The 19,767-nt window shown below is 74.4% G+C and carries 16 protein-coding genes; 11 read left to right on the forward strand and 5 right to left on the reverse strand.

What is annotated here, in order from left to right:
• Positions 1 to 408 precede the first annotated feature (408 nt).
• Together AB6A65_RS07225 and AB6A65_RS07230 are read right to left on the reverse strand one after the other, a co-directional pair.
• Entirely contained in the window at positions 409 to 798 is a 390-nt protein-coding gene (locus AB6A65_RS07225) for a hypothetical protein (RefSeq protein WP_371037700.1), read from the reverse strand.
• Positions 799 to 933: 135 nt separating this feature from the next.
• Positions 934 to 1,479 carry a transcription termination/antitermination protein NusG gene (locus AB6A65_RS07230; protein WP_371037701.1) on the reverse strand — a complete coding sequence of 182 codons (546 nt, stop codon included), beginning with the start codon at positions 1,477 to 1,479 and terminating at the stop codon, positions 934 to 936.
• A gap of 214 nt (positions 1,480 to 1,693) precedes the next feature.
• Between AB6A65_RS07230 and AB6A65_RS07235 the strand changes: the two genes are divergently transcribed.
• The 9 genes from AB6A65_RS07235 to AB6A65_RS07275 are packed head-to-tail and all read left to right on the forward strand — an operon-like array spanning position 1,694 to position 13,445.
• Entirely contained in the window at positions 1,694 to 3,052 is a 1,359-nt protein-coding gene (locus AB6A65_RS07235; protein ID WP_371037702.1) for a nucleotide sugar dehydrogenase, read from the forward strand.
• A 6-nt stretch (positions 3,053 to 3,058) separates the two neighbouring features.
• A complete protein-coding gene (wecB, locus tag AB6A65_RS07240; protein WP_371037703.1) occupies positions 3,059 to 4,195 on the forward strand; it encodes a non-hydrolyzing UDP-N-acetylglucosamine 2-epimerase in 1,137 nt (378 codons plus the stop codon).
• A 5-nt stretch (positions 4,196 to 4,200) separates the two neighbouring features.
• Positions 4,201 to 5,430: a glycosyltransferase family 4 protein gene (locus AB6A65_RS07245; protein ID WP_371037704.1), complete on the forward strand. Its 1,230-nt coding sequence runs from the start codon at positions 4,201 to 4,203 to the stop codon at positions 5,428 to 5,430.
• Positions 5,427 to 7,121 carry a heparinase II/III family protein gene (locus tag AB6A65_RS07250; protein WP_371037705.1) on the forward strand — a complete coding sequence of 565 codons (1,695 nt, stop codon included), beginning with the start codon at positions 5,427 to 5,429 and terminating at the stop codon, positions 7,119 to 7,121. Before AB6A65_RS07245 ends, AB6A65_RS07250 begins: the two co-directional genes overlap by 4 nt.
• On the forward strand, positions 7,118 to 9,250 hold the full coding sequence (locus tag AB6A65_RS07255; RefSeq protein ID WP_371037706.1) for a bi-domain-containing oxidoreductase: 2,133 nt from the start codon (positions 7,118 to 7,120) through the stop codon (positions 9,248 to 9,250). The genes AB6A65_RS07250 and AB6A65_RS07255 overlap by 4 nt, the downstream gene beginning before the upstream one ends.
• Positions 9,247 to 10,071, forward strand: coding sequence for an FkbM family methyltransferase (locus AB6A65_RS07260; protein WP_371037707.1), 825 nt, complete (start codon positions 9,247 to 9,249; stop codon positions 10,069 to 10,071). The genes AB6A65_RS07255 and AB6A65_RS07260 overlap by 4 nt, the downstream gene beginning before the upstream one ends.
• The gene (locus tag AB6A65_RS07265; RefSeq protein ID WP_371037708.1) at positions 10,064 to 11,221 is read left to right on the forward strand and encodes a glycosyltransferase; all 1,158 of its coding nucleotides are present in this window, start codon (positions 10,064 to 10,066) and stop codon (positions 11,219 to 11,221) included. Before AB6A65_RS07260 ends, AB6A65_RS07265 begins: the two co-directional genes overlap by 8 nt.
• Complete coding sequence (locus AB6A65_RS07270) at positions 11,218 to 12,327, forward strand: glycosyltransferase family 4 protein (protein WP_371037709.1); 1,110 nt, start codon at positions 11,218 to 11,220, stop codon at positions 12,325 to 12,327. The genes AB6A65_RS07265 and AB6A65_RS07270 overlap by 4 nt, the downstream gene beginning before the upstream one ends.
• Complete coding sequence (locus tag AB6A65_RS07275; protein WP_371037710.1) at positions 12,324 to 13,445, forward strand: glycosyltransferase; 1,122 nt, start codon at positions 12,324 to 12,326, stop codon at positions 13,443 to 13,445. Before AB6A65_RS07270 ends, AB6A65_RS07275 begins: the two co-directional genes overlap by 4 nt.
• A gap of 31 nt (positions 13,446 to 13,476) precedes the next feature.
• Here the strand turns inward: AB6A65_RS07275 and AB6A65_RS07280 are convergent, their stop codons facing one another.
• Positions 13,477 to 13,710 (reverse strand): hypothetical protein, encoded by a 234-nt coding sequence (locus tag AB6A65_RS07280; protein WP_371037711.1) that lies wholly within the window; start codon positions 13,708 to 13,710, stop codon positions 13,477 to 13,479.
• Positions 13,711 to 13,760: 50 nt separating this feature from the next.
• The gene (locus tag AB6A65_RS07285) at positions 13,761 to 14,759 is read right to left on the reverse strand and encodes a DUF2793 domain-containing protein (protein ID WP_371037712.1); all 999 of its coding nucleotides are present in this window, start codon (positions 14,757 to 14,759) and stop codon (positions 13,761 to 13,763) included.
• A 59-nt stretch (positions 14,760 to 14,818) separates the two neighbouring features.
• Here AB6A65_RS07285 and AB6A65_RS07290 point away from each other — a divergent pair, with 59 nt between their 5' ends.
• Together AB6A65_RS07290 and AB6A65_RS07295 are read left to right on the forward strand one after the other, a co-directional pair.
• The gene (locus tag AB6A65_RS07290; RefSeq protein WP_371037713.1) at positions 14,819 to 16,129 is read left to right on the forward strand and encodes a lipopolysaccharide biosynthesis protein; all 1,311 of its coding nucleotides are present in this window, start codon (positions 14,819 to 14,821) and stop codon (positions 16,127 to 16,129) included.
• The gene (locus AB6A65_RS07295; protein WP_371037714.1) at positions 16,126 to 17,655 is read left to right on the forward strand and encodes a hypothetical protein; all 1,530 of its coding nucleotides are present in this window, start codon (positions 16,126 to 16,128) and stop codon (positions 17,653 to 17,655) included. Before AB6A65_RS07290 ends, AB6A65_RS07295 begins: the two co-directional genes overlap by 4 nt.
• Here the strand turns inward: AB6A65_RS07295 and AB6A65_RS07300 are convergent.
• Entirely contained in the window at positions 17,643 to 19,757 is a 2,115-nt protein-coding gene (locus tag AB6A65_RS07300; RefSeq protein ID WP_371037715.1) for a Wzz/FepE/Etk N-terminal domain-containing protein, read from the reverse strand. The two genes, AB6A65_RS07295 and AB6A65_RS07300, sit on opposite strands and share 13 nt — an antisense overlap.
• Positions 19,758 to 19,767 lie beyond the last annotated feature (10 nt).

A 19,767-nucleotide genomic window follows, 5' to 3' on the forward strand; every position in this document is an offset into this window, starting at 1 on the left:
CATCGGCGCACTCTCTGGCCTGTGCCCGCTGCCGCGGCGGAACATGCGCCGGGACGCCTGTCCGCGCCCGCCGTGACGGGGCCGCCCCTTGGCCCGCGGCCGCACCCGGAGGACGCGGCCCGGGTCTGCCGCGCGCCGCCTAGGGAACAGTTGCACGGCGCGCGCTCCGACATGGCCCGCGAGGCCTGGGAAATGAGTGCTCGGGCGGGTCGGACCGCCATTTCCGCAGATGTCGACGTGCGAAGAAATGGCCGCTTTGCAGTCATCGGGCCAATCTTGCGCCGAAAGCCCGCATCGAGGTTTGGATCGCAAGCAATTCCCGCCGGCAGATGTGCCGCCGGGATTTGAGTTCGGTCGCGCCCGGGCCACGCGCAGACCGGACGCGCAAGCATGGCCGGAGCGCGGCGGTCAGCGGCGCGAACCTGCCCCGTTGCCACCACCATGGCCGCCATTACCGTTACCACCACCATGGCCACCACCACCATGGCCGCCACCACCATGGCCGCCACCGCCGTGGCCGCCATCGCCACCGCCATTGCCGGAGCCGCCATGGCCGCCGCCACCACCACCACGACCGGACCCGTCCGTGTCGAGCTTGCCATGCGCGTTTCTGGCCAGCGCGCCGCGCATCTCGTCTTCGCCCGGGGTATCGGCGCTGCGCGCCTGGTTCGCGTCGTGATACTTGGACAGGACGGTATCGTCCTCGCCCGCCCACGGATTGCCGTGGTCCGCCTGCAGCGGTGCGCCAAGGCATAGCGTTGTTGCGACGAAGGTCGCGGCCAGTGTCGATCGTTTCATGAAAGTCTCCTCGCTCAGGTCAGGCCCCCACCTGAAACGGGAAGATATCACACATAACGCAATCGTGATATATCAAATATGGAATTCGTTGCGGCCTGCGCAGGAAACCGCCGGCACGGTGCGGCGGCGTCCGGCTCAACGCAGCGGTTGCAGGTTTTCGGCCGGCACCGTCGCGCGCACCTCCCGTCCCATCATCGAGAACAGGATCCGCAACCGCGCCGGTTCATCCATCGCCTCGATCCGGCCCGCGAGATCGGTGAAGGGCCCGGCCACCACGCGCACCCGGTCGCCCTCCGCGAGGCAGGGCGCGCCGATCAGCCGGCCCTCCTCATCGCAGCGCGCGCGCAGCACGTCCACGAAGCCCGCAGGCAGCGGGCTCGGCCCGCGCTGGGCCGTCTGCACCAGACGCGCCACGCCGCGCGTGCCCTGCACCGCGCGCCAGGGGCCCGCCCGGGGCGTCGCGCGGACGAAGAGGTAACCGGGAAACAGCAGCCTGCGCAGGCCGCGCAGCCGGCGGCCCCGGCGGCTCGTCTCGAGGCGCCAGGGGGCGAAGGTGTCGAAACCCTGCCGGCCGAGATGGGTGACGGCCATGGAAAGACCGTTCGGCTTGAGCTGCGCGACGAACCACCCATCGCTTTCGGCCCGGGTGGCGGAGGTGTCGGCGACGGCGTGCAAGCTCATGTTTTCGGGCCACTCCTGTGCGTGTGGGAAGGCTCCGGAAAACTGGTTAAGACACCGTTAATGGGCGATGTTAAAAATGAATTGACCCGCATGGCGGGAATCCGCGAAGGTCTTTCCATGACCGCGCCGCGGATATCACGGGCGCCCTGACCGGGCGACTTCCGCTGCGGTAGCCATGGCGCGCCGCCCCCCCCCGCGCGCCGCCTTTCCGATCATGAACGACGCCCGCCCCATCGCCGCGCCGCCCCATGCCGCGCTTCTTCGCCGCCGGATCGCGTCGCGCGACGCGATTTTCGGCGTGGTGGGCCTTGGCCATGTCGGCCTGCCGCTCGCGGCGGTGGCGGCCGGCGCGGGGCTTTCCACGCTCGGCTTCGACATCGACGACGCGACCTGCGCGGCGCTCATGCGCGGCGAAAGCCATTTGCGGCACTTCCCCTCCGAGGGGATCTCCGGGCCCGTCGCGGCGGGGCGGCTTCGGGCCACCACCGATGTCGCGCGCCTCGCGGAGCCCGACGTGCTGGCGATCTGCGTGCCGACGCCGCTCACCGACGCGCGGGAGCCCGATCTCGGCCCGCTGACGCGCGCCGCGCGGGACATCGCCGCGCGGCTGCGGCCGGGGCAACTCGTGATCGTCGAGTCGACCACCTATCCCGGCACCACCGAGGAGGTCGTGCGGCCCATCCTGGAGGCGGGCGGCCTCGTCTGCGGGCACGACGTCTTCCTCGCCTTCGCGCCGGAGCGCGAGGATCCCGGCAACACCGCCTTCGGGACGCGGAACACCCCCAAGGTGGTCGGCGGGTCCTGCCCGGAGGCGCGGCGGCTCGCCCGCGACCTCTACGGCCTTTTCACCGACCGCGTCGTCACCGTGTCCGACACCCGCACCGCGGAGGCGGTGAAGCTGGCCGAGAACGTGTTCCGCGCCGTGAACATCGCGCTCGCGAACGAGCTCAAGGACGTGCTGGAGCCGATGGGCGTGGACATCTGGGAGGTGATCGAGGCCGCGGCCACCAAGCCCTTCGGCTACATGCCCTTCCATCCGGGGCCGGGCCTTGGCGGGCACTGCATCCCGGTGGACCCCCACTACCTTGCCTGGAAGGCGCGCGCGCACGGGCGGGCCGCGCGGGTCGTCGAGCTTGCCGCGGAGATCAACGCGGCGATGCCCGGCCGCGTCGCGGACCGCGTCGCCGAGGCGCTCGCGCGGCGGGGCGGGACGGGCGTGCGCGGCGCACGGATCCTCGTTCTGGGCGTGGCCTACAAGAGGAACGTGGCCGATGTGCGCGAAAGCCCCGCGCTGCGGATCATCGAGCGGCTCGAGGCGATGGGCGCGGCCACGGATTTCCACGACCCGCAGGTCGCGCGCCTGCCCGCCCTCGCCGCGCATCCCGGCCTCTCGGGCCGCGCGGGCGTGGCATGGCGTGACGACCTCGCCGCGGGCTATGACGCGGCGCTCGTCGTCACCGACCACGACGCGGTGGATTACCGCGCGGTGGTGCGCCATGCGCCCCTCGTCGTGGACACGCGCAACGCCTGCCGCCGCGCCGGGGCATCGGGCTCCAACCTCGTGCTCGCCTGAGACGAGATGGCCGGAGGCTCCCGGATCGACTGCGTGGTGGGCGCCCGGCCCAATTTCGTGAAGATGGCGCCGATCCTCCGCGCGCTCCGCGCGGAAGGCGTCTTCGCGCCGCGGCTCTTGCATACGGGGCAGCACTACGACCCCGAGATGGACGCGGTGTTCTTCGAGGAGCTCGGGCTGCCGCGCCCCGACGTGCCTCTCGGCGCGGGCGGCGGCACGCAGACGGTGCAGACCGCCCGGATCATGGAGCGGCTCGACGCCGCTTTCGCGACCGATCGCCCGGCGCTCGTGCTGGTCGTGGGCGACGTGACCTCCACCCTCGCCGCCGCGCTCGTGGCCGCCCAGCACCGGATCCCGCTCGCCCATGTGGAGGCGGGGCTTCGCAGCGGCGACCGCGCCATGCCCGAAGAGATCAACCGGCTCGTGACCGACCGGCTCTCCGATCTGCTGCTGACCACGGAACGCACGGCGCAGGACCGTCTTGAGGCGGAGGGCGTGTGCAGGACGCGCATCCGCTTCGTCGGCAACGTGATGATCGACACGCTGTGCGAGGCGCTGCCGCGGGCTCGCCCGGCGGCCGAAACCATCGCCGCGCAGGACGGCGCGGGGCGGTTCGGCAGCGCCTGGCGCGCGGGCTTCGGCGTCGTCACGCTGCACCGGCCTTCGAACGTGGACGACCCCGCGCGGCTTTCTTCCGGCCTCGCCGCGCTGGAGGGGATCGCGGCGCGGCTTCCGCTGGTCTGGCCGCTGCACCCGCGTACCCGCGCGCGCCTCGCGGACACGGCGCTCCTGCCGCGCCTCGAGGGCTGCAAGGGGCTGCTCGTCACGCCGCCGCTGGGCTACCTGTCGATGCTGGGGCTGCTGCGCGAGGCGCGGCTCGCGATCACCGACAGCGGCGGGGTGCAGGAGGAGACCACGGCGCTCGGCGTGCCGTGCCTCACGCTGCGCGACAGCACCGAACGGCCGGTGACCATCGCGGAGGGCACCAACACGCTGTTGGGAACCGACCCTGCCGCCCTCGGCCCGGCGGTGGCGCGGGCGCTCGCGGGAGGGGCCGGGCCGGTCCGCAGCCCCGAACTCTGGGACGGGCGCGCGGCCCCTCGCGTCGCCCGTGCCGTGCGGGACTTCCTGATCCCGGCCTGAGCGTGATGCGCATCCTGCTGCTCTGCCACTACTACCCGCCCGAGACGAACGCGCCCGCCGCGCGCAGTTCGGAACACGCGCGCCACTGGGCCGCGGCCGGGCACGAGGTGACGGTCGTGACCTGCGCGCCGAGCCATCCGCGCGGGCGGCTCTACCCGGGCTACCGGAACCGCCCCTTCCAGAAGGAAACGCTGGAGGGCTTACAGGTGGTGCGCGTCTGGAGCCACATCGCCCCCAATACCGGCGTGTCGCGGCGCGCGGCGAGCCATCTTTCCTTCGCACTCTCGGCGCTGGCCGCCCTGCCACGCCTCGGCCGGCCCGACGTGATCCTCTCGACCTCGCCGCAGTTCTTCTGCGGGCTCGCGGGCCTGCCCGCGCGGCGGATGACCGGCGCGCGCTGGGTGTTCGAGGTGCGCGACCTCTGGCCGGAAAGCATCCTGGCGGTGAACGCGATGACGCGCGGCCGCGCGATCCGCGGGCTCGAGGCGCTCGAGGCGCGGGCCTATCGCGCCGCGGACCACGTTGTGCCGGTGGCCGAGGGGTTCGTGCCCCACATCGCCGACCGCCGCGGCGGGGCGGAGGGGATCACGGTGCTGCGCAACGGCGTCGACCTCGCGGCGTTCCACCCCGCCGCGCAAGAGGACGCGGCGGGTGCGAAGGCGCGCTTCGGGCTCGCGGGGCGCTTCGTGGCCACCTATGCCGGCACGCACGGGATGGCGCACGGGCTCGACGCGGTGCTCGACGCGGCCGCGCTTTTGCGCCACGAGCCGGGGGTGGGCTTCCTGCTGGTGGGCGACGGGGCGGACCAGGCGCGCCTCGCCGCGCGCGCCCGGGCGATGGCGCTGCCCAACCTTCGGGTGGCCGGCCCGCTCCCCCGCGCGGAGATGCCCTCCGTCCTCGCGGCGAGCGACGCGAGCCTCGTGCTCCTTCGGGACCGGCCCGCCTTCGCCCGGGTGCTGCCCTCGAAGCTCGCGGAAGCCATGGCGGCGGCGAAACCGGTGGTGCTGGGGGTGCGGGGCGCGGCGCGCGCCGAGCTCGAGGCCGCGGGGGCCGGCCTCGCCGTGACCCCTGAAAGCGCCGAGGAGATCGCCGCGGCGGTGCTGCGCCTCGCCCGCGATCCCGCCGAGGCCGCCCGCATGGGGCGGCGGGGCCGCGCCCATGCCGAGCGCCATTTCGACCGGCGCCGGATCGCGGCCGAGTATCTCTCGCTGCTGGAGGAGGTGGCGGCGGCATGAGCACCCTTGCCGGACTGGCCCGCGCCTGCGCCTTCGGGCGGCATATGCCGCTGGAGAAACTCGCCCGGCGCGCCGAACTCGTCGCCCGCAGACGGCTCGCCGACCGGCTCGGGCCGCGCGCGCCCGCCGCCCCGGCCGCGCGGGCGGCCGCGGCACCGCCGCAGCCGCTTTTCGCCCCGCGGCCCGGCTGCGCGGTGGCGCCCCGGGGCGCGGGCTTCGCGGTCATGCTCCTCAACCGGTGCGTGGAGATGCCGGGGCCCGGGATCGACTGGCAGGCCCCCGGCCCCGGACCGCGCGCGCAACTCTGGCGAATGACGCTGCATTACATGGAGTATCTCGAGGGCGCGGAGGACGCGCTCTGGGCGCGGCTGGTCTCGGACTGGCTCGACGCCAACGCGCGGCCCCGGCCCGGCGCCTGGGCGGATGCGTGGAACGCCTATACGCTCGCCACCCGCGCCTGCGTCTGGATGGACGAGCTCGCCCGGCGGCGGGCGCGGCTGCCGGCGTCCCTCGTCGCGCGGGCCGAGGAGAGCCTTCTCGGCCAGCTCGCCTTCCTCGCGCGGCACCTCGAGACCGATCTGGGCGGCAACCACCTGATCCGCGACCTCCGTGCCCTGATCCGGGGGGCGGCATATTTCGAGGGCCGCGCGCCCGAAGGCTGGCGCCGCCGCGCCGTGGCGCGCCTGCGCCGCGAGGTCGCCCGGCAGATCCTGCCCGACGGGATGCATTTCGAGCGCTCGCCCTCCTACCACTGCCAGGTGATGGCGGACCTCCTCGATTGCCGCGCCGCGCTGGCGGCGGAAGGCGCGTGGCTCGACGGCCCGCTCGCCGCCATGGCGATCGCGGCGGCGGACCTCGCGCATCCCGACGGCGGCGTGGCGCTTCTGAACGACGCGGGGCTCTCCATGGCGCGCCCGCCGTCCGAGTGCCTCGCAGCCTATACCCGCCTGATCGGCCCCGCCCCCGCGCCGCGCGAGACCTTCGCCTTTCCCGACGCGGGCTGTTTCGGGATGCGCCGGGGCCCGCTCTACCTCGTCGCCGATTGCGGGCGGATCGCGCCGGACGATCTGCCGGCGCACGGCCACGGCGACGCGCTCGGCTTCGAGCTCTCTGTCGACGGCCGGCGGGTGATCGTGGACCAGGGCGTGTTCGAATATGCCGAGGGTCCGCGCCGCGACGCCGCCCGGAGCACGGCGGCGCACAACACGCTGGCGCTCGCGGGGGCGGAGCAGGCGGAGTTCTTCGGCGCCTTCCGCTGCGGCCGGCGCCCCGAGGTGACGCTGGAGCGGTGGGAGGCCGGGCCTAAGGGCATCAGCCTCGAAGGGCGGCATGACGGTTATCGCACCGCGCCGGGCCGGCCGGTCCACCGCCGCCGCTTCGACGCGCACGCAACCGGCGTCACCATCGAGGACCGGCTGGCGGGCGGCCCGACGGCCGATGCGACGGCGGGCTTTCTCCTGCACCCCGACATCCGCGCCGAGCCGGGCCCGGACGGAAAGGCGGTGCGGCTTCACCTTGGCGGGTGCGCCCGGCTCGTGGTGGCCGCCACCGCCCCCATCCGCCTGGAGCCCGCCATCTGGTGGCCCGATCTGGGGGTCGAGCGGCGCACGACCCGCCTCAACGTCCTCGCCGGGCGCGGACCGCTTCGCCTGATCACCCGCATCACGCTTCTGGAAGGGAACGCCCCATGAAACAGCTTCGCCAGGATTACCGCGGTGGCGCGCCCGAGGTCGTGGAGGCACCCGCGCCCCGCGCCCTGCCCGGCCGCATTCTGGTCGCCACGCGCGCTTCGCTCATCTCCTCGGGGACGGAACGCCAGATCCTGGAACTCGCGCAGGCGACGCTCGCCGGGAAGGCCGCCGCGCGGCCCGACCTCGTGCGCCAGGTCGTCCGGACGGCGCGTCGCGAAGGGCTGCGGCGCACCGCCGAGAAGGTGCGCGCCAAGCTCGACGATCCCGCGGCGCCGGGTTACAGCCTTGCCGGCGAGGTGCTGGAGATCGGTCGCGGGGTCGCGGGGCTGGCCGTGGGCGACCGCGTGGCCTGCGCCGGCGCGGGCTTCGCCAGCCACGCCGAGATCAACGCCGTGCCCCGCAACCTCTGCGCGCGGATCCCGAAAGGCGTGAGCGACACGGAGGCGAGCTTCGCCACCGTGGGCGCGATCGCGCTTCAGGGCGTCCGCCGCGCCGCGCCCGCGCTCGGCGAGCGGGTGGCGGTGACGGGGCTCGGGCTTCTGGGGCTTCTGACCGTGCAGCTGCTGAAGGCCAACGGCTGCCGGGTCCTGGGATACGATCCCGACCCCGCGCGCGCCGCCCTCGCGCGCGAGCTTGGCGCCGAACACGCCGTCAGCGCGGATCTCGAGGGCGCGGCCGCGGCTTTCACCGGCGGCGCGGGGGCGGATGCCGTGATCGTCACCGCCGCCACACGGTCGAGCGCACCGGTCAACGCCGCCGCCGCGATCAGCCGGCTCGGCGGACGCGTGGTCCTCGTGGGCCTGACCGGCATGGAAATCGACCGCGACCTCTTCTACCGGCGCGAGCTCGACCTGCGCCTCGCGCTCTCGACCGGTCCCGGCCGCCACGACCCGGATTACGAGATCGCGGGCCGGGACTATCCGCTGCCCCATGTCCGCTGGACCGGGCAGCGCAACATGGAAGCGTTCCTGGATCTCGTGGCCTCGGGCCGGCTGACGCCCGCGCCGCTCGTCAGCCACCGGTTCGCCATCGCGCACGCGGCGCAGGCCTACCACCTGCTGGGCGGCGGTGGGCCGCACCTCGCCATCCTGCTCGACTATCCCGCCCCGCCGCGGGCCGCGCCCGCGCGCCGCCTCTCGCTGTCGCGGACGGCGGCGGACACGCGCCCGGGCGTGGGCTTCATCGGCTTCGGCAGCTACGCGCGCGGCACCCTCCTGCCGGCCCTGCGCGCCGCCAGCGGTACGACGCTCACCGCCGTGGTCACCTCGCGCGGCCTCTCGGCGCGGTCCGCGGCGGACAGCGCGGGCTTCGCCCGTGCCGCCACCGAGCCCGGCGCGGTTCTGGAAGATCCGGGAACGCAGGCGGTGGTCATCGCCACGCGCCACGACAGCCACGCGGGCTACGCGGCCGCGGCCCTGCGCGCGGGCAAGCATGTGTTCTGCGAAAAGCCCCTCGCGCTCGATCGTGAGGGGCTCGACGCCGTGCGCGCGGCGGCGGCAGAGGCGCCCGGGCTCCTGACGGTGGGCTTCAACCGCCGCTTCGCGCCGCTCATGGGCGAGATGAAGGCGGCGCTCGCCGGCATGGCGGGACCGCTCCAGATCCTCTACCGGGTCAACGCGGGGCCGCTGCCGCCCGAAAGCTGGATCCACGGCACGGAGGGGGGCGGACGGCTCCTCGGGGAATGCTGCCATTTCCTCGACGCGATGGCCCATCTCGCGGGCGCGCCCGCCGTTTCGGTCCAAGCCGTCGCGGCAAGCGGCGCGGGAGACGCGGTGTCCGCGCTTCTGCGTTTCGCCGACGGTTCCACCGGCGCGCTCGTCTACGCGCCCATGGGCGACCCGGCCCTCCCGAAAGAGCAGGTGGAGGTCTTCGCGGCCGGCCGGGCGCTCCGGCTCGAGGATTTCACGCGCCTCGAGATCGCAGCCGGCGGACGGCGAAAGGTCTTGCGCCGCAAGCAGGACAAGGGGCAGCGGGCGCTGATGGCGGCCTTCGTCGCGGCGATCCGCGAGGGCGGCGCCCCGCCGATCCCCGAGCCCGAGATCTTCGCCGCCACCGAGGCGAGCCTCGCGCTCGAACAGGCGGTCCGCACGGGCCGTGCCGTGCCCCTTCAGCGGCAGGACGGGACATGAGCGCGCCCGGCCGCCATCTCGCCTGGCGGGTCGGCCGGCGGGTCTACTGCGCCGCGCGCGGCGAGCAGCGCCGCGACGCCATCGCCCGGAACGGCGAGGCGATGCTCCAGCGCCGCGCCATCGCGGCCACCGGCGCCGCGCGCCCCTTCGCCGTCCTCGACATCGGCGCGAACCGGGGCGCATGGACGGCAAGCCTGCTGGAGCAGCTTCCACCCGCACGGCGCGCGGCCGGACGCCTTGCCGTGCACGCCTTCGAACCGGTGCGCGAGACCGCGGCGCTCTTTCGCGCCGAGATCGCGGCGCGCGCGGGGGCGGTCACGCTTCACGAGACGGCCCTGTCGGACACCGAGGGCCAGGCCGAGATCGCGCTGGAGGGGCCCGGCGCGGGGACGAACTCGCTCCACCCGTCGCGCCCCGGGCTGGCACGGCAACGCGTGCCGACAGCGCCGCTCGCCGCCGTCGCCGACGCGCTCGGCCTCGAACGGATCCACCTGGCCAAAAGCGACACCGAGGGCCACGACCTGCGGGTGCTCACCGGCGCGCGCCCGCTTCTGGCCGCCGGGCGGATCGACATCTTCCAGTTCGAGTACAACCACCGCTGGATCTTCGGGCGGGCCTTCCTGCGCGATGTCTTCGACCTGATCGGCGGGCTCGACTATACGCTCGTCCGCGTGGATCCGGCCGCCTGCACCGTGTTCGAGGACTGGCATCCGGAACTCGAACGCTTCTTCCAGTCGAACTACGCGCTCGTCCATGCCCGCGCGCTCGACTGGCTTCCGCTCCGGCGCGGGCGCTTCGACCGGTTCAACGTGCATGGCTGACGGCGCGGCCCGGGCGCACCCGTCCGTCGCGGTGTTTTTCGGTGCCTCCGGTCGCGCCCAGCCCGCCTCGGGCGCGGTCCGGAGCCTCGAGGCGCTGACGTGCGATCTGTCGGACGAATTCGCTCTCACGCTCGCGGCAAGCGCCGATGTGTTCTGCGCGACCGCGCGCGGCCTTTCACGCGTGGTGCTGGCGCCGGGCGGCGCGCGTTGGCACCCGGTCCGGCGCCTTCTGGCGCGCGGCGATTTCGACCTTGTCCATCTCAACAGCCTGTTCGACCGGGAAACCACGCTGCCCGTGCTGGCGCTGCGCCGCGCTGGGCTGGTGCCGCGCATGCCGGTCTTGGTCTCGCCGCGCGGCGAATGCGCGCCGGGCGCGCTCGCGCAGAAGGCCGGCGCGAAGCGCGCCTATCTCACGGCGCTCCGCCGCCTGGGGCTCCTGGACGACGTGTGGCTCCACGCAACCGCGCTGCAGGAACGCCGGGATATCGCCGCGCTCGGTCTTCCCGCGAGGGGCATCCTCGACGCGCCCGACACCGCGCGGCTCGCCCCTCCGCCCCAAAGTCTCAAGGGATCGAGACACCGCGGGGGACCGCTCAGGATCGTCTTTCTGGGGCGCGTCGCGCCCGTGAAGAACCTGGTCTTCGCGCTGGAGACGCTCACGCGCGTCCGCGTCCCGGTCGACTTCGACCTGATCGGCCCCGTCGTCTGCGCGCGGCACAAGGCGGCCTGCGACGCGGCGATTTCGCGGCTGCCGCGCCATGTGCGCGCGACATGGAAGCCACCGATCCCGGCGGAGGAACCAATATCCATCCTAGAGGCTTATGACGCTTTCTTCATGCCCAGCCTGAACGAGAGCTACGGCCACGCCATCGCCGAGGCGCTGGCCGCCGGCCTGCCCGTCATCACCAGCGACCGCACGCCCTGGCGCGGTCTCGCCGAGGCACGGGCGGGATGGGACCTGCCGCTTGGCGAGCCCTTGCGCTTCGCCGCCGCGATCGATCGCTACGCCGCCCTGCCGCCCGAGGAACGGCAGCGCTGGCGGCGCGGCGCGCGCCGGCTGGCGGAGCGTCGCCATGCGGAGGCGGACGCGGCACGCGCCACCGCCGCCATGTTCCGCACCGCCATGTCGCCCGAGGCGCCGCGGCCGTGACGCCCACCCAGAGCCCGCGCTGGCAGATCGGCGCAACGCTTGTCCGCCCGGGCCGGGGCGGCATCGCCGCCGTGGCGCGCATCACGCTCCGCGCGCTTGTCGAGGCGGGGGCGGATGCGGCCCTTCTGTCATATCTCGACGACCGCCCCGGAATGGCGGCGGGCCGGACCATGCGCGTTGCGCGAGGAAGCCGCGCCCGGTTTGCCGCGGGCCTGCTGGCCGCCGCCGCCCGCAGCGACCTCTTCCTTTACGATTCCGTCGGCATGGCGCGCGCGCATCCGCGACTGCCGGGCCTGCGCCGGCCCTATGCCGTCTGGGTGCACGGGGTCGAAGTCTGGAACGGGCTGACCCCGGGCCGCGCCCGCGCGCTTCGGGGCGCGGATCTGCTCCTTGCCAATTCCCGCTTCACGCTCGCGCGTCTGGAGGCCCGCCACGGCCCGTTGCGCGCCGCGCGCGTCTGCGAGCTGGGCACGGAGGCTGACCGGCCGCCCGCCCCCCGGCCGCCCCGCCCGCCGGACGCGCCACCCGTGGTGCTCTGCCTCGGGCGGATCGACCGCGCGCAGATGTACAAGGGGCAGCGCGAACTCGTCGCCTGCTGGGCCGAGGTGGTGCAGGCGGTGCCCGGTGCACGGCTCGTGATCGCGGGCGGGGGCGACGGGGTGCCGCTCATCCGCGAGGCGGCCCGGCGCTCGCCGGCCGCGGGCTTCATCGAGGTGACAGGCCATGTGCGGGAAGGCGATCTCGAAGCGCTCTGGGCCCGCGCCGATCTCTTCGCCATGCCAAGCCGCGGCGAGGGCTTCGGCCTCGTCTATGCGGAGGCGATGCGCCGGGGCCTTCCGGTGATTGCGTCGTGCCAGGACGCGGGGCAGGAGGTCAACCGGCACGGCGAGACGGGATTGAACGCTGATCTCGACGCGCCGGGGGCGCTGAGCGCGGCGCTGATCGCCCTGCTGCGCGATCCGGGGCTCCGCGCTCGGCTCGGCGCGCAGGGCGCGCGGCACTGGCAGGCCCGCTTCCGGTACGGCGCGTTCCGCGACCGCCTGCTGCCGATCCTCGACGAGTTCGCCGCCACGACCCGCCCCACGCCACGAGGGGCCCGCGCATGACCGGGCCCGGCGCATCCCGCCCCGCCGCCCTGCCCGAGCATCGCCCGCCCCTTCGCATCCTCGCCGTGTCGGCGCAGTGGCAGGGCGCGAACGACTACGCGCTGGTGCGCGCACTGCGCCGCGCGGGCCACTCCGTCCGGGCGATCGCGGAAGCCGAGTTCCTGCCCGCCTGGCGCGCGCCCGCGCTGCGCGCGCTGCGCCGCGCGCTCCGCCCGCGCCTCGTGCGCGAGTTCAACGCGGCGCTCATGGCCGAGGCCGAGGCCCTGCGTCCCGAGATGCTCTTCGTCTTCAAGGGACCGATGGTGGCGGCGCGCACGCTCGAGCGGTTGCGCGCGAAGGGCGTGATCTGCATCCAGTTCTTCCCGGATGTGAGCGTCTTCACGCACGGGCCGGAACTGCCACGCGCGCTGCCCTGCTACGACTGGGTGTTCACCACGAAAAGCTTCGGGCTGTCCGACATGGCCGAACGCCTCGGCATCCGCGACGCGTCCTTCCTGCCGCACGCCTTCGACCCCGAAACCCACGCGCCAGCCGACCTTACCGAGGCCGACCGCGCGCGCCATGCCTGCGACGTGTCCTTCATCGGCGACCGCTCGCCGGAGAAGCAGCGCCTGCTCGCCGCGCTCGCCGCGGCCTGCCCCGACCTCGACCTGCGGATCTGGGGTCCCGACCGCTGGCGGCGGGCGCCGCCCGCGCTTCGCCGGACATGGCAGGGCGACCGTGTCACGGTGCGGGAATACGCCAAGGCCATCGGGCTTTCGAAAGTCAACCTCGGGCTTCTGACCGAGCGCCAGCCCGGCGCATCGAGCGGCGACGTGATGACGGCGCGCAGCTTCGAGATCCCCGCCGCCGGCGGCTTCATGCTGCACCAGCGCACGCGCGAGGCGACCGCCTTCTTCGAGGAAGGGCGCGAGGCCGCCTTCTTCGACGGCCCCGACGAGCTGGTGCACGAGGTGCGGCGTTACCTGGCCGAGCCGGAGGCGCGGCTTGCCATCGCGGCGGCCGGCCGGCGGCGCGTGATCGCCGACGGCCACTCCGCCGACGACCGCGCCCACGCGATCGTGGCGAGATATCGCGACCTGCGCGCCCGACGGAAGCCTTGTGCGCCATGGACCTGACGCGCGGCGTCACCGCCGGGCGCGGGGGCGCTCAGGGGATCGACGTGCCGTCCGCCGCGCGCCGCCAGACGGTCCCGTCCGAGAAGGCAAGCGCCGGCCCGCCGGTGTCGTCGGGCACGAATACGATGGCGCCCGCGCCGACCGCGACGGCATCGGGCAGCGCCGCGACGGAGAAACTGCCGACCCGCACGGGCCCTTCGGCGTGGATCGTGGCGCTCGGCGCGTCCGTGCCCACGCCGAGGCGCGGGCCTGCCGCATCCACCATCCAGCCGCCGGCGGTCGCGGCATGCCAGGCGCCGTCGTGGTAGTAGGCCGTCAGACGGAAACGCGCGGTCCCGCCCCCGTCCGCGCCACGAAACGCAAGCTGCCCGCGGGTTCCGTCGAAGGGGATGTAGTGGGCGAGCGCCGCGCTCGTCTCGCTGGCGAAACGCTTGCCGTCCGAGACGGCGAGCCCCTCGGGGAAGCTCGGCGGCGCGGCGCTTTCGGCAGGCGCATCCGGTGCGTCGCCGGATCGGACAGATCCCCGCCATGCGCAACGATCAGGTGATCCTCGTAAAAGCCCGGCCGTCCGGGGGCGACCGACCATATCCCCGCGGGATCGAGCGCGTTTCCCAGCACCAGCGCGGCGTCCTCCCCCTCGGCGTGGAGCGGGCCCTGCGGCTGCGCCGCGCCCACCGCGACGTGCCCCGTGGCCGCGTCCACGGCAAGCGCGGGGCGCCAGCTCACGCCATCGGCCGAAACCTTCACGCGCCAGTTGTCGTCCCCCGCGAGGCCGAATTCCGCCCGGCCGGAATAGCCCGACTGGAACAGCACCGAGGCGGTGGCCGCGGCGTCCTGCTTGTTCAGCGTCAGCCGCACGCCGCCAGAGCCGGGCGTCACGTCGTCATGCGAGAAGAGAACGCCGTCGGACTTGACGGAAAGCCGGTTCACCGCGTCGGGCTCGGTATTCACGCCGAAAAGCGTCGCCATGTCGGAGCTCGCGGCGACGCGCCACGCCGCCCCGTCCCAGACCAGAAGCCTGGCCTCGTCCGCGACCCAGGCAAGCCAGCCCGCCTTCGGCGCGAAGAAATGCCACGCCCCGTCGAGGAAGGCGGCGAGCGCCTCCTCCTGCCCGGCCCAGGCGCCGGCCCCGGGCGCGGCCACGATGTGGCGGGTTCCGTCCGCGGGCGCGGGCGGCGGGCTCGTCTCGCCCCGCGAGGCGACGCCGATCTGAACCACCGCGTCGAGCACGCGCAGCGCCTCGTTGTGGGTGACATGTTTCTGGGCCTGGTTGGGCAGGATATAGGGAAGCCCCAGCGCGGGCGACTGATCCATGGGACGGCTCCTGGCTTGCCGGACCCGCGGGGGCGCGGGCGCGGCGTGTTCGGGTGGCGGTGATCTCGCGCAGAAAGCTTGAGACCGCCCTGCCTCACCGCACGCAGGCAACGGGGCTTCTGGGGGCGGGGGTGCGCCTCGCCGCCGTCCGCGCGGTCAACCTCGGCGCCGGGATCGCGCTGACCGTGCTGCTCGCCGGGGCGCTCGGGGCGGATGGCTACGGGCAATATCTCTTCGCGCTGGCGCTTGCGCAGATCCTCGCGATGCCGGTGCTTGCAGGGCTGCCCACTCTGGTCGTTCGCGAAACGGCGGTCGCGCGCGCAACAAACGACCGGGCCACGCTGCGGGGGCTGCGCCGCTGGGCATTCGGCCTCGTCGCCGGGACGAGCGGGTTGCTCGGGCTCGCGGCGCTCGGCTGGGCCCTCGTCGCGGCCCCCAACGGTGACGGCGCGGGCGTGGCGCTTCTGGCCGTGCCGCTCGTCGCGGGCCTCGGATTTCTGCGCGTCGCGGCGTCCCTTCTGCAAGGTCACGAGAAACCCCTCGCGGGCGCCCTGCCCGACGGCGCGCTCCGCCCGCTTCTTCTTCTGGCTTTCGTCGCGCTGGCGCTGGCCGCCGGTGGCCTTTCGCCCCCGGGCGCCATGGCGCTTCACGCGGGCGCGGTGGCCGGGGCGCTTGCGTGGACGCTCCTTGCGATGGCGCGCCTTGCGCCGGCGCCGGCCACTGCTCACCCCCGTTACGCCGCCCGCGCCCGGCTGCGAAGTCTCCTGCCGCTCTCGCTCATCACCGCCGCGGCCCTCGTCAACGCCCGGCTCGATCTCTTGATGCTGGGTGTTCTGGAGGGGTCCGAAAGCGTCGCCGTCTACGGGATCGCGGCGCAGATCGCGGGCACGGCGCTCATCGGCCAGCAGATCGTGGCGACGGTTCTTCAACCGCGCCTCGCCCGGCTCTGGGCGGCGGGGGCGCGGGACGAGCTGCAGGCCCTCGCGACCCGCGCGGCGCGGCTCGCCGCCCTGTCGGTCGCGGGCGCCGCGCTTGCCGTGGCCCTCGCCGGTCCGCCGGCGATCGAGGCGCTGGTCGGCCCCGCCTTCGCCGCGGCGGCGCCGCTTGCGGTCTTCCTCTGCGTCGGCCTGCTGGTCGTCGCCGCCACGGGGCCGGCCGACGCGCTTCTGAACATGGCCGGGCACGAGATGGCGACGGTGAAGGCGGTGGCGGCCGGCGCGGCGCTCAACGCGGCGCTCAACGCGGTCCTCATTCCCGCCTTCGCCACGCCGGGCGCGGCGGCCGCCTCTGTCGTCTCGCTCGCGCTCGCGCATCTGCTTCTCGCCCGCGCGGCCGCCACGCGCCTCGGCATCCGGACATGGGCGCGATGAACGACGCCTCCGCCCGGCACGCGGCGGCCCGGCTTCGGGCCGCCTATCTCGGAGCGCTTCTCGCGCTCTGGCCGCTCTCGGGCCTCTGGATCGGGCTCTCCGCCCTGACGCTTCCGCCGGGCGCGGCGGGCGCGGTCAACGGCACGCTGCCGGTCCTCTTCATCCTCATCCTCGCCGGTCTCGTCCGCCAGGTCGCCCGCACCATGCCGGAGGCGGTCTGGTCCGCCGCGTTCTGGTTTCCGGCGCAGGCGGCGGTCTTCTCGGGCTTCGGCCCGCTGGTGGAGGTCTACGGAACCGCCTCCACGCGCGCCGCGCTCGCCGCGCATCCGCTGGCGCTCTCGCCCGAACGGCTGCTCGAGGCGGGCGCCCTGGCCGCCGTCGGGGTCACGCTGGTCCTGTCGGGCCTGTGGCTGCACATGATCGCCGCGCCGCGCGACTGGGCGCGCGGCCGCACGCGCGCGCGGGGAACGGTGGACGCCCTCCGCCTCGGGCTCGCTTTCGTGATCGCGGGCGGCGCGCTCAAGTATCTTCTGATCAACCCGGGGCAATGGGGGCTGACCGGTCGCGTGGTGCCCGGCGCGGTCAGCAATCTCGGCGCGCTGACCGATGTCGGGTTCGCGCTTCTCGCCTTCGCCGCCGCCGCGGGGCATCGCGGCGCGCGGGCCGCGTTCCGGGCGCTCTGGCCTTTGCACCTCGCCCTTTCGGCGCTGTCCTTTGCAAAGCTCGACATCATGCTCGCCCTGGTGCTGCCGGCGATCGGTGCGTTCCTCGCCCACCGCAAGCCCGGGCGGCTGGTGATCTCGCTCGCGCTCGCCGGCGCGCTTTACACGGCCGCGCAGCCCTACGTGCATCACGGGCGCGCGGCCGTGGCGGACGCCACGGGAACGCTCAACGGCGCGGGCTACGCCGCGCGGGCGGGCATCGCGCGGGACTATCTGCGCGACCCTGGCGCCGGGGCGGCGGCCGCCGGGGCGAGCGGCCGGCAGGGCTGGTGGACACGCCTCAGTTTCGCAGGCCCCCAGGCCTTCGCCATCGAGGCCCGGGCACGCGGCCTGTCCTATCTGCCGCTGGCCGATGCGTGGGTCTATCTGGTGCCGCGGGTCCTCTGGCCGGGAAAACCGGTCCTTCCCGGCCCCGGTCTCGAGGTCCACCGGCTGGTCACGGGCGCGCCGGATGCCGAGAGTTTCCTGGCGCTCTCGATCTACGGCGATCTCTACTGGCAGTTCGGCTGGGCCGGGCTCTGGCTCGGCTGTCCCCTTGTCGGATGGCTCTTCGCCATGATGTCCACGCACGCGATAGGGGCGGTCAGAGCGCGCGCCTTCATCATGCTGCCCGCGGTTCTGCTCGCGCTCGAGATGGCGATCCTCGGGCCGAACCGCTTCGTGGTGACCGGCATCCTGGGTCCGCTCCCGATCTACCTCGCCTATATCGGCGCGGCGGGGGCGCTGGGCTGGCTCGCCCGGTGGCTCGGCCACGGCCCGGCGCCTATCAGCCTTGCCCGCCGGCGGCGCGCTCAGGGCTGGTAGTAGGCGCGCCCATAAGCGGCATAGGCGCCCGACCTGCCCGCATGGCCGAGACGCCGCATTCCGGCCGGATCGACCCGGCTCAGCACCATCCCCCGCGGCGCGGCGCGCACCAGGTCGAGTTGCCGCAGCCCCTCGTCGAGCTGCTCGCGCGTGGTGCGGTTCCAGCGCACGACGTAAACCACCGCATCCGCCAGCGGCGCCACCAGCCGCGCATCGGGCACGGCAAGCACGGGCGGCGTGTCGATGATGACGTGATCGTATCGCGTCCGGGCCGCCTCGATCAGCCGGGCGAAGCCCGGCGCGGCCAGCAGGTCGGCCGCGTCGCCGGTGCGGGGGCCGGCGGGCAGCACGTCGGCACCCAGCGCGGGGTTGGGCCGCGCCGCTTCCTCCAGGCTCGCGAAGCCGGTCATCACCGCGCCAAGCCCCGCACCGCCCGCGCCGCCCAGATACTGGCCAAGCACGCGGCGGCGAAGGTCACCCTCGACCAGAAGGACCCTGCGGCCCAGCCGCGCGAGGTCGTGGGCGAGCGCGACGGCGATCGTGCTCTTGCCCTCTCCGGGGACCGAGGACAGCAGCGCCACGACGCGGGGCGGGCGCACCGGATCGGAGAACAGAAGCGAGGTGCGCAGGCTGCGCACCGCCTCGGCGCCCGGAGAGGCGGTCTTTGCCTCGAGATAGGACAGCAGCCGCGCCCGCCGGCGCACGGGCAGGCAAGGGACTTCGCCGAGGACGGGCGCGCCCGCCGCGCGCCCGAGCTCCTCCGCGGTGCGAAAGCCCTCGCGCGCGGCGTCCCGTGCAAGGACGAGCGCCCCGCCGGCGACAAGGCCCGCCAGACCGGCCAGTGCCAGAACGACAGCCATCCGGGGCGCGACCTGCTCCGCGCCTTCGGCAAGCGCGACGATCCGGCTGTCGGGACGCTGCAGGCCGCGCTGCACCGTGGTTTCCTTGAGCCGGGCGAGAAAGCTTTCGTAAAGCACCCGTGTCGCGTCGAGGTCGCGCGCCATCTGCTCCGCGCGCACGCGATCGGCCGCCTGGCCTTCGCTGCGCTCGGTCAGGCGCGCCTCGGCCTCGGCGAACCGCGCCGCCGTCGCGCGGGCCTGCGCGGCCTCGGCCTCCGCCGCCTCGGCAAGACGCGCGGCGCGCGCGCGGACCGCGTCCTCCGAGGCGCCCTCCTGGCGCATTTGTGCCAAGGCACCGGTCTCGGGCGCCTCCGCGCCCTGGGTCACGGCGCGCAGCGACGCCGCACGGGCCGTCGCCTGCGCCGCGGCCGCCGCGGCCTCGGCCCGCGTCCGGCGGTGCTCGGCCAGCTGGAACGACACCGCCTCGAGCGCCGCGGGCCCGCCAGAGACGTCGCGGTCCGCACCCAACCGCGTCAGCTCGGCCTCCTGCGCGCGAAGCTCCGCATCGAGTTCCCGCACCCGTCGCGACAGCCAGTCCGCAGCCTCGTCCGTGGCGCGCAGCTTCTGCTCCACTTGCCGCGACAGGTGCAATTCGGCCAGAGTGTTGACCATCCGCACGGATTTCGCGGCATCCCTCGTCGTCGCGGACAGGGTGAAGACGTAGCTCCGCGGCTGGCCCGCGACGGTGAGAGCGGCGCCTGCCGCCTCCACGACGCGGCGGCGCGTCTCGCCCTCGCCCGGCGGCGGCGGCACGCGCCCGAGACGGTCGCGCAGGGCGTCGAACATGCGCGTCGGCCACCAGCCGGGGGCGGGGCGCAGGTCCGCGTTGAACTCGGGGTCGCCGGAAAGCCCCAGGTCCGCGACAAGCCGGCCGATCAGCGCGGGAGAGCGGATCGCCTCGAGTTCGGTGTTTATCGCCGCGGTTCCCACGGGAAGCCCGCCCACCACCTGTTCCAGGTCGACCACGCGCGCGCCCTGCACGTCGAGCGCGAGCGTGGCCGTGGCGCGGTAACGCGGCTCGGCCAGGTAGCCGAGATAGGCCGCCCCGAGTGCCAGCGCGAGGAGCGTCGTCGCCGCCATCGTCCGCCGCCCGCGCCAGAGCGCGCCCAGACGGTCGGACAGGCCGGGCTCGTCCGGTTCCGGCGCAGCCGCCGGCAGCGTGATGGGGCGCTGGCCCGAGCGGACGAACTGAAGCTCCTGCACCGGGCGCGCC

This window comes from Rhodosalinus sp. FB01 (assembly GCF_041365715.1).
Classification (GTDB): domain Bacteria; phylum Pseudomonadota; class Alphaproteobacteria; order Rhodobacterales; family Rhodobacteraceae; genus Rhodosalinus.

Bases quoted from the DNA above. Each gene is read 5' to 3' on its own strand.
- AB6A65_RS07245 (WP_371037704.1), top strand. From the start codon at position 4,201: ATGCGCATCCTGCTGCTCTGCCACTACTACCCGCCCGAGACGAACGCG.
- AB6A65_RS07295 (WP_371037714.1), top strand. From the start codon at position 16,126: ATGAACGACGCCTCCGCCCGGCACGCGGCGGCCCGGCTTCGGGCCGCC.
- AB6A65_RS07265 (WP_371037708.1), top strand. From the start codon at position 10,064: ATGGCTGACGGCGCGGCCCGGGCGCACCCGTCCGTCGCGGTGTTTTTC.
- AB6A65_RS07235 (WP_371037702.1), top strand. From the start codon at position 1,694: ATGAACGACGCCCGCCCCATCGCCGCGCCGCCCCATGCCGCGCTTCTT.
- AB6A65_RS07260 (WP_371037707.1), top strand. From the start codon at position 9,247: ATGAGCGCGCCCGGCCGCCATCTCGCCTGGCGGGTCGGCCGGCGGGTC.
- wecB (WP_371037703.1), top strand. From the start codon at position 3,059: ATGGCCGGAGGCTCCCGGATCGACTGCGTGGTGGGCGCCCGGCCCAAT.
- AB6A65_RS07280 (WP_371037711.1), bottom strand. From the start codon at position 13,710: ATGGTGGATGCGGCAGGCCCGCGCCTCGGCGTGGGCACGGACGCGCCG.
- AB6A65_RS07230 (WP_371037701.1), bottom strand. From the start codon at position 1,479: ATGAGCTTGCACGCCGTCGCCGACACCTCCGCCACCCGGGCCGAAAGC.
- AB6A65_RS07225 (WP_371037700.1), bottom strand. From the start codon at position 798: ATGAAACGATCGACACTGGCCGCGACCTTCGTCGCAACAACGCTATGC.
- AB6A65_RS07255 (WP_371037706.1), top strand. From the start codon at position 7,118: ATGAAACAGCTTCGCCAGGATTACCGCGGTGGCGCGCCCGAGGTCGTG.
- AB6A65_RS07250 (WP_371037705.1), top strand. From the start codon at position 5,427: ATGAGCACCCTTGCCGGACTGGCCCGCGCCTGCGCCTTCGGGCGGCAT.
- AB6A65_RS07285 (WP_371037712.1), bottom strand. From the start codon at position 14,759: ATGGATCAGTCGCCCGCGCTGGGGCTTCCCTATATCCTGCCCAACCAG.
- AB6A65_RS07275 (WP_371037710.1), top strand. From the start codon at position 12,324: ATGACCGGGCCCGGCGCATCCCGCCCCGCCGCCCTGCCCGAGCATCGC.